Source organism: Paenibacillus sp. CF384, assembly GCF_900106745.1.
Lineage (GTDB): Bacteria > Bacillota > Bacilli > Paenibacillales > Paenibacillaceae > Paenibacillus_Z.
On sequence record NZ_FNNV01000012.1, the window covers coordinates 99,155 to 112,302 of the forward strand.

11 protein-coding genes are annotated in these 13,148 nt (G+C 54.1%); 4 read left to right on the plus strand and 7 right to left on the minus strand.

Going from position 1 to position 13,148, the window contains the following annotated elements; all coding sequences use genetic code 11:
- Window positions 1-65: 65 nt before the first annotated feature.
- Complete coding sequence (locus tag BLW29_RS19310) at window positions 66-1,973, minus strand: beta-L-arabinofuranosidase domain-containing protein (RefSeq protein WP_090982599.1); 1,908 nt, start codon at window positions 1,971-1,973, stop codon at window positions 66-68.
- A gap of 195 nt (window positions 1,974-2,168) precedes the next feature.
- On the opposite strand from BLW29_RS19310, the gene BLW29_RS19315 reads away from it, so the two are divergent.
- Window positions 2,169-3,026: a helix-turn-helix transcriptional regulator gene (locus tag BLW29_RS19315; RefSeq protein WP_090982601.1), complete on the plus strand. Its 858-nt coding sequence runs from the start codon at window positions 2,169-2,171 to the stop codon at window positions 3,024-3,026.
- 275 nt (window positions 3,027-3,301) lie between these two features.
- On the opposite strand, the gene BLW29_RS19320 is transcribed toward BLW29_RS19315, so the two are convergent.
- The 3 genes from BLW29_RS19320 to BLW29_RS19330 form a co-directional block, all read right to left on the minus strand.
- The gene (locus BLW29_RS19320) at window positions 3,302-3,730 is read right to left on the minus strand and encodes an SRPBCC family protein (protein ID WP_090982603.1); all 429 of its coding nucleotides are present in this window, start codon (window positions 3,728-3,730) and stop codon (window positions 3,302-3,304) included.
- Between the two features lie 66 nt (window positions 3,731-3,796).
- Window positions 3,797-4,309 (minus strand): GNAT family N-acetyltransferase, encoded by a 513-nt coding sequence (locus BLW29_RS19325; RefSeq protein ID WP_090982606.1) that lies wholly within the window; start codon window positions 4,307-4,309, stop codon window positions 3,797-3,799.
- Window positions 4,310-4,680: 371 nt separating this feature from the next.
- Complete coding sequence (locus tag BLW29_RS19330; RefSeq protein ID WP_256208729.1) at window positions 4,681-6,144, minus strand: MDR family MFS transporter; 1,464 nt, start codon at window positions 6,142-6,144, stop codon at window positions 4,681-4,683.
- Between the two features lie 155 nt (window positions 6,145-6,299).
- On the opposite strand from BLW29_RS19330, the gene BLW29_RS19335 reads away from it, so the two are divergent.
- Both BLW29_RS19335 and BLW29_RS19340 read left to right on the plus strand, forming a co-directional pair.
- A complete protein-coding gene (locus BLW29_RS19335; RefSeq protein WP_090982610.1) occupies window positions 6,300-6,821 on the plus strand; it encodes a PadR family transcriptional regulator in 522 nt (173 codons plus the stop codon).
- Between the two features lie 162 nt (window positions 6,822-6,983).
- Window positions 6,984-10,313 carry a DEAD/DEAH box helicase gene (locus BLW29_RS19340; RefSeq protein WP_090982810.1) on the plus strand — a complete coding sequence of 1,110 codons (3,330 nt, stop codon included), beginning with the start codon at window positions 6,984-6,986 and terminating at the stop codon, window positions 10,311-10,313.
- Window positions 10,314-10,399: 86 nt separating this feature from the next.
- Here BLW29_RS19340 and BLW29_RS19345 read toward each other — a convergent pair whose 3' ends face one another.
- A complete protein-coding gene (locus BLW29_RS19345; RefSeq protein ID WP_090982612.1) occupies window positions 10,400-10,789 on the minus strand; it encodes a VOC family protein in 390 nt (129 codons plus the stop codon).
- 41 nt (window positions 10,790-10,830) lie between these two features.
- The gene (locus tag BLW29_RS19350; RefSeq protein WP_143044434.1) at window positions 10,831-12,006 is read right to left on the minus strand and encodes a WD40/YVTN/BNR-like repeat-containing protein; all 1,176 of its coding nucleotides are present in this window, start codon (window positions 12,004-12,006) and stop codon (window positions 10,831-10,833) included.
- A 196-nt stretch (window positions 12,007-12,202) separates the two neighbouring features.
- On the opposite strand from BLW29_RS19350, the gene BLW29_RS19355 reads away from it, so the two are divergent.
- Window positions 12,203-12,457, plus strand: coding sequence for a hypothetical protein (locus BLW29_RS19355; protein ID WP_090982616.1), 255 nt, complete (start codon window positions 12,203-12,205; stop codon window positions 12,455-12,457).
- A 123-nt stretch (window positions 12,458-12,580) separates the two neighbouring features.
- Here the strand turns inward: BLW29_RS19355 and BLW29_RS19360 are convergent, their stop codons facing one another.
- Window positions 12,581-13,141, minus strand: a complete 561-nt coding sequence (locus tag BLW29_RS19360; RefSeq protein WP_090982618.1) for a hypothetical protein — start codon at window positions 13,139-13,141, stop codon at window positions 12,581-12,583.
- Between the last annotated feature and the right edge of the window lie 7 nt (window positions 13,142-13,148).

The window sequence follows — 13,148 nt, forward strand, 5'->3', positions numbered from 1 at the left end:
ATACAAAAAGTGGCTGAACAGGAGATCCCCCCATTCAGCCACTTCGTTTACACACCCAGCTTCACTTACACCCGCTTCTTCCACGCCTTCTCGCGTTCTCCGATCAGCGGGAATTCTCCAATCCGCAAGCGCGCGCTGCCATAAGGGACAAGCGTCAATTCCGCGATCTCCTGACCTTCGGTCTTCGGATAGATCGGCGGCGTCCCCGCGTTGTTGCCCTCCATCTTCCACTCCCGCACCAGCTGACCGACTGCCTTCAACCGAACAGGCGCATGCTCTGCATCGAATGGTTGATACGGCACTTCACGCTCGCTAACCGCATAGTCGTTGTCTGCCAACAGGCCGTATTTCCAAGGCGAACCCGGGTAAACCTCCCAGTCGTGAAACTTCGCCCGCTTCGTGAGCAGCTGCCAGTTCTCTTGAATCGGCAGGGCGTAGACAAGCGGTCCGCGCTCGACGCTAATCGCGTACAAGTTGCGGGATGTCGTCGTAACGACCATCGGCAAACCAAGCGTCAGCACGTCCCCGTTCTTCCACTCGCGTTCCACACGTGCATAACCATTAACGACGTTTAGCGAAACGTTAGCGCCGTTAACCGACAAGCTTGGCGAACCGCACCAGGCCGGAATGCGCAGCGAAACAGCGAAGGCTTCGCTCGGACGATCCAGCGCCACAGCTATGTGAACCGTATCACGAAACGGATACTCGCCGCTCACCGTTACCGTTGCCGTCGCACCGCTCCCAACCGACGCGTTCACCACGCTAGGCGCGTACGATACAGCAGCCAATCCGCCGTTCCCGTCGCCCATCCATAGATGGGACGTAAACTTAGGCCAGCCTTGATGCATATTCGACGTGCAGCAGCCGAAATGCGGCTCCAAACCAAACAAGTTCGCATCGGGGCCGTTGCTCCAAGCCCGCGGAGCCACGTTGCACACGATTTGATTCACCTGCTGATCATATTGATGCGAAGTCCAGTCCTTCGAGATTGCGGCCGGGAGCGCGTTGAAAGCTACCTTTTCCAAAATATCCCCAAACCGTCCTTCGCCGAACACGCGCGTCAGATGCTCCATGGAATACATATATTCGACCACGGCGCACAGCTCGACGCCTTGACTTGGGCTCGTTCCCGATAACCACTCGTCACCGGAGAACATGCCATGCGCTTGCCCATGATACGTCATCAGGCTGTCGATGCCGCGATGAACGGCAGCAAGTTCAACCTCTTCACCGCTTAGCTCATAACGGATCGCCGGTGTTTTGATGCCCATTGCCACGTTGACGACATGCGTGCTCCAATCCCACTCCTCCACCTTGCGCCAGTATGGGAAGTCGTGAAACACGTCTGTCCAGTCGAGCGTCTGCTCGGCAACCGTCGCTGCCAGCTCCAGCAAGAACGCATCCCCTGTCTCTTTGTACAGCCATTGCACGCACAGCACCATCTCTGCGCCGCGTGCTTTTGCCCATCCCTCAAGCGGGTTAGCTGCAATATGACTGTGAACGTAACGGAAATATCGGGTCAAGAACGGAACAATACGCTCGTCCCCCGTCACTTCCGCATATTGCGTCATCACCTTGAGCATGATCATGTAGTGCCACCAGTCGTGCTTTTTGTTGATGTCATCGTTGACCGATTGAATCGTTCCACGCGGACCGAAGTTGCCATCCTCGCCTTGGCTTGCGAGCGACCATTCCACCCAGCGCTGCGCTTTGGCGATCAGCCCCTCATCCTCCAGCAAATAAGCAAGCGGCAGCAGTCCGTCCAAATAATAAGGACCGCGCTCCCAGCTCTCGCCTTGGCCGCCGATCCAACCGTTATCCGGCCCAACATCGCTCCAATGCTCTTCCAAATGCCCGGTTAATCCATCCGCCTGAATGCGCAGCTGATTGCGCAGCCATCCTGCGGGTTTAATCGCCCCCAGCGGTAAAGCTTGAAATGCCGTGGCGATGAGTTTCGTTGTCGTCGTCTCCATGCGGTTCGTCTCCTTCGGATCTTCATAATAAGATAGCTATGAAGCGAATATAGCACGGATACGTGCAGGCAGCCGATAGCCGATGACAACCCTTTTTTATCTAATCACAACATGAAGTGAATATTTCCTATATGGCATAATCCCTGATAAACACTTATGATATAAGCAAAACTCTCCGAAAGGAGCCAATGCCGAATGTTCCGATTTACTTCTCCGCCCATGCCGCACTATATCACGTCAGGCGAGGATACCTATGCAGCAGGCGGCAAGCATCCGGGCCGCGCAAGCATCGGCGTATTCGACCTGCTTGCCGTAACGCGTGGAGCGCTCTATCTGGAGGAGGATGGTGTGCCGCTCACCGTTAGCGCCAATCAGTTTGCCATTCTGCGTCCGGATCGCGCGCACAAGACCGCGATTCCCTGCCAAGAGGAGACGCATTTCTACTGGCTTCATTTTCAAACGCTTGGCAGCTGGAGCGTTGTTGCAGAACGCGAACCGCATATGTCCCCGCCTATTACCGATCCCTACCCACAAATCGAAACCTTCGCGTTTCATGTGCCGAGATTCGGTGAGCTGCTCGCAAGAGAAGGCGTCTATGAACGGCTGCAGAACCTGCTGCAGCTCCATGCCGACTTCCATGCCGCAGCCCGTTTCCGCCAGCAAACCCTGCTGCTCGAGCTTCTGCTTCAACTGCAAGAGGAAGGCAGCAGTGCAGCTACTGCCAAGGACCCGCAGCTGACGCTGGCAGATGAAGCGGCTGCTTTCTTGCGCCGCCATTACCGGGAACAGCTCAGCTACAAGGAGCTGTCGGATCAGCTGCATTTTCACGCCAACTACATCGCGCTGTGCATGAAGAAAGCATTCGGATGCACGCCGCAGGACTACCTTACTCGCTACCGCATCGAGCAGGCGAAGCAGCTGCTCATTCATACCAGTGAGCCCATCGGTAAGATTGCCGAAGAAACCGGCTTCCAAACCTTCCCCTACTTCGTCCGCTGCTTCAGCAAGCACACTGGTGCTCGCCCGAAGGAGTTCCGCTTGCGTTATCGGTGACGGCGACGGTGATCGCATGAGAAGGAGATCGGCTTTCTCCTTGAGCTGTACAACCTACACGACAAATCGAAGCCTTCTGAGAAAAAAGGTATTTAACATGCATAACATGCATTTGAAATATGGATAACCAACTATATTCACTGCAAAAAAACGTATGAAATGTACTAGGTACACGTCATACGTCATTTGAGACTAGAAAACAGCAATTGTGTTGTACTCTTTACACGTCGTTATCTTGGAGCAGCGTGACACAGGAGTTTGACCGCCCTGCTCATTTATTTGACAATGCCCGTCCGGAGCTGCGTCACGCCGAACTCCAAGTACCCTTTCAAGCACGTCAGCACAAACACCCAGCCTTCTTTGTTATCCACGATTTTGCTTAACAGCTCAGGATCATCTTCCCGAAACCCCTCTTCGTTAATGGCAATAATCGTGCTCTCGTCAGGCTGCTCTTCCAAGGTGATGGTCACAATATGATCCTCGCCGGCCCATTGAAACACGATCTTCTTATCTGCCTCAACCTCGAGCAGGGCAATGCCTACTTCGGCATTGTACTCCTTGTAAATCAGCGTAACCGTCTTGCCCTTCTCCCATCGCTCCGAGCTGGATGAGAACCAGAAGTTGCCGATCTTCGCAGGGTCTACGAAGGCTTCGAACAGGTCGTGTGCGGGTCTGGCGATTCGAAATTTGGTCAAGTTATTCATAGGTATGTATCTCCTTCTTTCGTTTGGATTCATAAGGTCGGTCCCGTGAGCCAGGAGCCCCGCCCCTTATCGGAGGATCTTCTGATAACTGGCAATGTCGAGCCATCTGCCAAACTTATGGCCCACTTCTTTGAATAGTGCCGCCCGCTCGTAACCCAGTCGCTCAAACATGCGAATACTTCGCTCATTCTCCGTGCACACCGTGGCAACAAGCACATGAAACTCGCGCTCGCGCGCTTGCGACTCCAGCAAAGCGACCATCTCTGCGCCAATCCGCTTGCCGAGATGCTCCGGGGCCAGATAAATCGTGACCTCCGCCGTCGTATTATACGCCTGCTTGTTCTTATGCTGCGTAAGCAGTCCGTAGCCTATTATGACACCGTCTTCTTCACACACATAGGTGCAGTACAGCGGGTTGGCAGGCAGTACATTCGCCCGAATTTCGTCCATCGTCAGGGGAAGCGTGTGAAAAGAAACCGTCGTATGCACGACATAATGATTGTAAATCTCCAGCACCTGCGGTAGATAACGTTCTTCCATCCGGTCAAATCGCATCATATTCGTCCCTTCCCGATTCATTCTATCCACCGCCAACTACATTAAGCAATCCACGTTCGATCTACTCACCATACCATATTTTACTATACGAAAAGTGACATCTGCGTGCGTGCGCTGCAACTTCTAACGAACCGTGGAGGTCTTATTCGTGCACAAACGCCGACTTAAAAATTCTAACGAACCTACGGAGCCTTATTTAGCGGATTTCGGGTCTGGCGAGGCTCATTTTCACCAAATAAGACCTCCTGAGTTCGTTAGAATTTAGAAACACCGATTTTCGACTAAATAAGACCCCTGGGGTTCGTTAGAGCTTTGAGCGGCAGGCGGCAAACGCAAAAAAAGCCTCCCCATTGTCTCATCAGACAACGGAGAGGCTCCCATCCATTCATACGTTACGCCGATTGGCGTGCTTCCACGGCAGCAACCTTCTGCTGCTTCGCTTTGCCGACGAACAGGGCCAGCGGGAATGCAACAGCAGCGATTAAGGTTGCCAGCAGATACACATCGTTGACGCTCATCGTGAACGCCATGTTCGCGATATGCAGCTGGTCGGTATCGCCGGCCATGGCCAGATCGGTACCGTGCGTAACGGAACGCGATGCGAGCAGCGTAGTGAAGATCGCAATCGCGAAGGAACCGAATACGTTACGCGTCCAGTTGGAGATCGAAGAAGCATGACCAACCAAGTGACGAGGAATTTGCTCCATCGCCGCGTTGCTCGCAGGCATCATCACCATCGCGATACCAAGGTTTCGAACCGTCATCCACCAGAGGATGTAGGAATGGGAAACGTCGATACTGAGCCAGCTAAGCGTCAGCGTACCGAGCGCAAGCAGCGGAATGCCCATCGCCATCAGCCAGCGCGGTCCGATTTTGCCATATAATTTGCCCACAACAGGCATAATAAGAGCCATAGCCAGCGAAGCCGGAAGAAGAATCAGCCCCGTGTCCATCGCAGACACATGCTGAATGCGCTGCAGGAAGATCGGCGTCAGGAATGTACCGGAGTACAAGCTGATCGTCAGAACGATCGTAATGATCAAGTTCAGCGTATAACGTCCGTTCTTGAACACATGCAAATTAAGCAGCGGCGTATCGGTCGTAAGCTCCCGCCAAATGAATAGCACCAGCATCACAACACCTACGACGAGAAGCGAAATAATCCGGCCCGAATCCCAGCCCCAGTTGTGGCCTTGACCAAGCGCAAGCAGGAGCGAAGAGCTGCTGACAAGGACGGTAATAAACCCGATGCCATCGAAGCTCTTCGGCACGCTGAGACGATAGAATGGAATAAAGGCAAACACCAGCACGATCGAAATCAAACCGATTGGAATGTTCATCAAGAACAGCCACTGCCACGCAAAATTCTCCAATAACCAGCCGCTGAATGTCGGTCCGATTGCCGGGGCCATCATCGCAGCAAGCGACCAGAGAGCAATCGCCATCGCTTGTTTCTCACGCGGAACCACTTGATAGATAATGGCCATCGATGCCGGCAAGATCAAACCGCTGAATGCGCCCTGCATAACACGGAATGCGATAAGCGAATACTCATCCCAAGATGCGGCACACAGCACAGATGCAACTACAAAGCCGATAAGCGCGAATAAATAAAGCCGCTTATAGCTGAATTTCTCTCCCAAGTACCCAACGATTGGAGCCAGTGTACCCATCGCCAGCATAAAGCCCGTCAGCGTCCATTGAATGGAGCCGAGCGTGGTATGAAAATGGTCCTGCAAAATCGGCAGCGCAATATTAATCGTACTCGATGCCAAAACACACAAAAAAGAGCCGACAAAGATCGCCGTCATAATCGGCCAAAACTTTACTTTGTCCTGCTGCTCCTGTTCAGTCAATTTCATTTCCCCCTCAATACCAGAGCATCGTAATCAAACAGGCACCTCTCCCGGCGCCGTTGCATATATGTCGGTATTTACATATAATCAAAACCAATGACAATCATATACCACTACCATAAATATGTCAAAACTAACATATGGGAGGACATCCTATGAACACGCTTGCTTATGGGCTCCTTAGTCTGCTCTCTTATTCTCCCGATTCAGGTTATGACCTGATGTTAAAAATCCAGTCCTGTTGGCCCGCCAAGCACAGCCAAATCTATCCGCTCCTCTCCCAGATGGAGAGCGAGGGCTACGTTCGGCACGTACTCGTCACCCAAACCGATAAGCCGGATAAGAAGGTTTATTCGATAACCGATAAAGGTCGCGACGCCCTTCGCGCCTGGCTGACTGTGCCTGCCAACGACCCCGTAATACGTGACGAGCTTATACTCAAAGTGTTTGCCATGGATCAAGGCGACCCGGACGATATGAAGCGCCAGCTGGAGCTGCGCATCAACTACTGCCGCGACAGGGTCCACTGGCTGGATCGCAAAATCGAATTCTATTCCTCGAAGGAGCCGCCTCCTTCACGGGGCATGCGGCTGCTGCTCGAGAGAGGACGGTTCGCCACGCAGTCCGATCTGAACTGGGCGGAATGGGCGCTTGAACAGCTGCAAGACGAATCGTAAAACAAGAAGAGCTGAGATCCGGCGGCAATGTCCGGGACTCAGCTCTTTTATTGTATAGAGAGGCAATAAGCTGGTGCAGCCATGATCAAAACGGTTATGATGCTGATAGAGCTTCACGAGCAGACCTTGCCCGATCGGGCACAAAAGAAAGGAATACCGCACATGAGCTACCATCTGACGCAGTCCGCCATCTTATCCATGTGCGGACAGCTTTCTTATAAGAAAGGGGAATCCGCTTTCCGCAGCCGGAAAGTAGCGATTACCTATTATGATCCGGACGCCGCACGATGCGAGGCGACAGTCAAGCTGCAGGAAACGTTTGAAGTTAGCATCCGTTTCGATGACGATGGAGATGTTGCCGCCAAATGCAGCTGCCCCTCCTTATCTTCCTATGACAAATATTGCTCCCATGTAGCGTCCGTCCTCTTGCTCTTGTACGATGCGCAGCAGAGCGGCCGAGCGCCGATGGGAGGAGGCAGCCAAACCGGACAAACCGGACATGCAGGCAGCGGCCCTACTTCTGCCTCCCACGAATCCAGCGGCGAGCTCGCCCGCGAGCTGCTCTCCATGTTCGCTCCGGCGAACTCGCGAAAGTCCATTCGCAGCGCTCAGACCCGGTTCGATACCCGCGAACCGCTTGCCGTCACCTTCGTCTGCAAGCCGTTCACTTACAGCGGCGGCAAGCTGCTGCTTGGCATCGAGCTGAAGGTCGGATCGAAGCGGCCGATTATCGTACAGCAGGTTCGCGAGTTTCTCCGTCACGTTGAACTCGGCGAACCCTTTGCGATTGCGAAATCTTTTCACTACGATCCGCAGCTGCACAGCTTCCTGCCGGAAGACTTCGAGGTGATTCGGCAGCTGATTGCGGTGCTGCAGCAGGAACGCTTATACCAAGAAACATCGAGCATCTATGCCATACATGCGGCTCCGCTTAGCGGCCAGCGCATGCTGCCGATCCCGCCCGGTGCTTGGAAGCCTCTGCTCGCCACATTGGTTAGCGCGCCTTCGACAATGCTCGAGCAAGGCAATACCACTTATCCAACCATTGCGATATCCGAGGAGCGGATTCCCCCGCTAACCTTCGATCTTCAGCAGCTTCATGCAAGTAGTGCTCCTATTGGCAATGATCGAGGCAGCTATCACGTTCAAGCACAAGGCTTGGACCAACTGGTCATCATTGAAGCCTATGGGCTTGTGCTCGCGGAAGGCAGATTTATTGAGCTGCAGCAAGCGGCATGCCGCCGACTGGCAGAGCTGCAGCAGCTGCAAGAACGGTCCTCCATGCCTTATATCCCGATCCTGCCGGAACAGATCGAGCCCTTCATGGAGCGCGTCGTGCCGGAACTGCTGAAGCTGGGCACTGTTCATATCGCGGAAGACGTGTCGCGGCGCATCACGCATCGGCCGCTCAAGGCCAAGCTGTTCCTCGACCGCATAAGGGACAGACTTCTTGCTGCGCTGGAATTCCACTACGGCGACCTCATCATCAATCCGCTGGAAGCGGAGAGCGAGGTCCGCACGAACGGACCCATTCTCGTGCGCGATGGCGAGCATGAGCGCCAGATCCTCACGCTCATGGAAGAGGCTTCTTTCGCCAAGACGGAGGCCGGCTACTTCTTAGGCGACGAGGACAGCGAATATCACTTCCTCTACCATGTCGTGCCGCAGCTGGAGAAGCTGCTGACGGTGCATGCCACTTCGGCCGTGCGTACACGCATCCACACGGGAAGCATGCCGCCGATTGTGAAAGTCCAGTTTAACGAACGAACGAATTGGCTGGATTTCAAATTCGATATCGATGGCATACCTGAGGCCGAAATTCGCAAGCTGCTGAAGTCCATTGAGGAGAAGCGCAAATTTCACCGCTTGGCAACCGGCGCGCTAATGCCGCTTGAGACCGAAGCTATGCAGGAAATCATTCGCATGATCAACGAAGCCCGATTCACGCTGAAGGATCTGCGCGATTCCGGCATTTCCATCCCGCTCTTCCGCGGGCTGCATCTCATGGATACGCCGAGACAAGGCAGCTCGGTCAAGCTCGCTAAACCCCTCAGACAGCTGCTCGAGAACCTCCGAAATCCGGATAACCTGGATTTCGAGCTGCCCGAAGGCATGTCCGGCGTGCTGCGGGATTATCAAAGCTACGGCTATCAGTGGATGCGGACGCTGGCCAGGTATGGCTTCGGCGGCATTCTTGCGGATGATATGGGACTTGGCAAGACGGTGCAGGCTATCGCGTTCTTGCAATCTTTCCTACCGGATATTCGGGAAGAACGACTGCCCGCATTAATTGTAGCCCCCGCCTCCATCACCTACAACTGGCGCAATGAGCTGCGTAAATTCGCGCCGAGCCTTCGCGTCGCGATTGTCGATGGGACGAAGCAAGAAAGAGACGCCATACTGAGAAGAAGCTCGACCGTTGACGTCTTAATTACGTCATATCCGCTGCTGCGCCGGGACATCGAAGCTTATGCCGCAATGTCCTTCCACACGTTAATTCTGGATGAAGCGCAGGCGTTCAAGAATTACAACACTCAGACTGCGCAAAGCGTAAAGCTGCTGAAGGCGCGTCATCATTTTGCACTGACAGGTACGCCTGTAGAGAATCGATTGGAGGATCTCTGGTCGATCTTCGATGCGGTGTGCCCCGAGCTCTTCCCGGCAAGACGTGCTTTCGGCGATCTGCCTCGCGAAGTCGTCGCGAAGCGATCGCGTCCGTTCTTGCTGCGCCGCGTGAAGACCGACGTTCTGCAGGAGCTCCCGGAGAAGATCGAGTCCACGCAGGTGTCGAAGCTGCTGCCGGAGCAGAAGAAGCTGTATGCCGCCTATCTCGCCAAGCTTCGCGAGGAGACATTGAAGCATCTGAACAAGGATACGCTGCATAAGAATCGGATCCGTATCTTAGCCGGCCTTACCCGTCTGCGCCAGCTTTGCTGCCATCCCGCTCTCTTCATCGAGGACTATGCGGGCAGTTCTGCCAAGCTCGAGCAGCTGCTGGAGCTGATCGATGAATGCCGCGAAGCAGGCAAGCGGCTGCTCGTGTTCTCGCAGTTCGTGGAGATGCTGAAGATCATCAAGCTGGAAATGCAGCGGAGAGAAATCCCCCATTTCTACTTAGATGGCAGTACACCGTCTTCGGAACGAGCGGAGCTAAGCACAAGATTCAACGACGGCGAGCGGGATTTATTCCTCATCTCGCTCAAAGCCGGCGGTACCGGACTTAACCTCACAGGTGCAGACACCGTCATTCTCTATGACCTCTGGTGGAACCCTGCCGTGGAGCAGCAAGCCGCAGACCGCGCGCATCGCATCGGCCAGAAGAAGGTCGTCCAAGTCATCCGACTCGTCTCCGAAGGCACAGTCGAGGACAAAATGTACGAGCTGCAGCAGCGCAAGAAGAACCTCATCGACGAGGTCATTCAACCCGGTCAAGAGGCGCTCTCCGCCCTCACTGCCGAGGAAATTCAGGAGCTGCTCATGGTGGAAGGCTAGCGAACATCCTGTAAATCGAAAAGGCCGACTCCCATGCATGAACGTCATCGACGTTTACGCGTGCTAGTCGGCCTTAACTTGTATGCTTAGGAATCGTGCCGTGCGGCATTGAGCTCAATGACATTATGATCGGGATCGAGCAGGAAGATCTGAGAGAAACCCGTGATACTGTTACGGTTGTGACGATGCGGGATGCCGCACTCATTCAGCCAATCAATGGTTTCGTCAAAGTCGGCTACGCGAATCGCAAAATGTCCATCTCGCGTATCTATGCTGCCGGTGCGCTTCGTCTCGCCGTCATGTACGAGCAAATGCAGCTGCTGGCCACTGCCGCCAACGGCATACCAAGCCCCTTCAAAATCAAACGCCGGCCGCTGAATCTCCTGCAAGCCGATCACATCTCGATAAAATGCCTTCGCCCGCTCGATATCCGTAACAATCAAGCTCACATGATGAATGCCCTCATGGTGAATCATCGCGTTCGTTCACCGCCTTTTTTCCACCATTATAGCATCATTTACTGAGGCTCTGGCAGCGAAAATCGTTTCGTCCACGTCTTCCCGCCGTCAACGGTCCGGTAGACGCCGGACTTCGACAGGCTCGTTACCGCCAGATAGCCGGTAGTCGGCGACACGAACGAAAGCTTCCCCTCATACCCCGGCACAGCGATCGGCAAATTGCTCCATGTCTTGCCATCATCCAGCGATCGGCCGAATTGCAGATTATCCAGCGCTCCGCTTCCGGCTGCGAGGAATGCTCCTTTGCGCCCGATCACCGCCATATCTGTCGGACTTCCCGCCGGTCCTGCAAGTGTACCCGCTGGAGCAACCGGTCCCGGCGCCGGTCCGCCTCCTGCAGTAGGATGCGAGATCACCTGCTTCCAGTGAGCGCCTGCATCCGTGGTATGGAACAGCGAGTAGGACGTCTGCGACATCCCGGAATCCCCATACAGCATCACCCAAATATCCGAGCTGTCCGTGCCGTAGATGGCTCCGCCGTAGTTAACAGTCGCTTTGACTTTAAGGAAATCGGTCCAGTGGCGACCGCCGTCAATCGTGCGCTTCACCTCATACCCGCCGGCAGCCAGCACCGTAATGACCCAGCCTTTAGCCTCCGTTACGAAATGCACATAGCGAGAGTTCGGTGGTGTCGCCACCTTCGTCCATGTCTTGCCACCATTGTTGGTCTTGAAGGTGTATGCACGCGTAAACCCGTAACCCACTTGCTCATTCAGAAAATCAATCCGCTCAAAGCCATACTGCCCAGTAGGCACCCACGTATAGTCTGCGCCGCCATTTGTCGTTTTGAGCAGTGTATTCTGCTTCGTTGCGCTCGTCTTCGCCAGCACATAGCCGACCGAATTGGTCAAGAACTCCATCTGGCTGAAGCTCAGCTTGCCTGTGTTATAGATGGCCTGCCAGTGGCAGCCGCCGTCCGACGTGCCGATCATGAAGCCGTTCCCGGCCGCGCGTCCGATAGTGGCGCCTAAGAACTGAATCGCCTGTATATGCGGAGCGCTCGTATCCGTCATCGCCTGTAAGTTCAATCCATGATTATCGGTTCTGCAGGCTGCCGAAGCCTCCGGTGCCGGCGCTGCCGCTTGTGCAGAAGCGTTATACGCCGCCGGCACCAACAAAGATGTCCCAAGCAGCACGGCCATCACCCACATCGCAACTCTTCTTCCTCTTCTCATCCACATCACCTCATATTCGTAGATTACCCAACAATCCCCATTCTCTATCTCTTCTTCCTCTGACGAGTGAACGAATCGGCCGGTTGCAGGACATGGAACCAAAATCTAACACAGCTTTTACACTTCTCACATCTACCTCTAATCATTCGTTGCTATACTGGGTTCAAATCAACCACGAAGGAGCTGCACCAAGCCCATGTCCACGTCTACGTCTACGAATTCCAGCATCATCTACACCACAAGGTTGAGCGAAAGCGACACCGTGACCAACAAACTGATTTACCAGGTGAAACAGCATCAACTGTCGGATCGAGAGCTAAACAAGCTCCAAGCCCGCTGCAGTAAAGAACTAAGCGACCTGCGCAACGAACTGAACGTCTTGCTTCATGAGCTTCGCGTAATCGCAGATCTCCATACGGACAAGCCCCTTTCCCCTTCGAAAGCTGCCTAATCCTCGTTTCCATTCTGATCTATATGCTCATTTACCCGTTAACCACACCGTATTACAACCAAACCCTGACTAAGCTAAAACAAGCCCGCGGTCACAGATCAAGTGCCGGGGCTTCTTTGCTTATTATTCACCTGCGATATTCCAGCGATGACGATATTGTTCCAGCTTCGGATGCAGCGATTGCGATGGTTTAGATGCCAGCAGCAATCTTAATTTGACGATCCACTCCTCGAACGAAGAGTAGGAAGCGAACAAATTAGCCGTCTCCGGTGTGATATACAAGAAGTATGGCGATGGGTAAGACTCTGCCAGATGGCGCAGTGCCGCTTCGATCGGCGTGTATTTCTTCCGCTTGCCTTCCAGCCCTTCTATGACAATCGTCAGCTCGCCGCTGCCTCTACCGCCGACCTCACCCCGAGCTTCAAGCTCACGCTTCCAATCATGCAGCCGATCCAGCCTTTTATAATAGGGCAGCACGGTTTCCTTCGTCATCCGTCTGATCGTCTCTTCATGCAGCGGGTACAGCACCAGCTTGGCAAAACGAAGCTTTACCGCCGTTTCCACGGCAAAAGCAAGACTCTCGTTGGACATCCGCTGGAAGGAATCATAGACAATCATGGTTCCTTTTAGCTGCTCCTTAGGCGGCTCGTAGCCATATGGAACGGTCTGGCCATTTCGATTCAATTCAGAT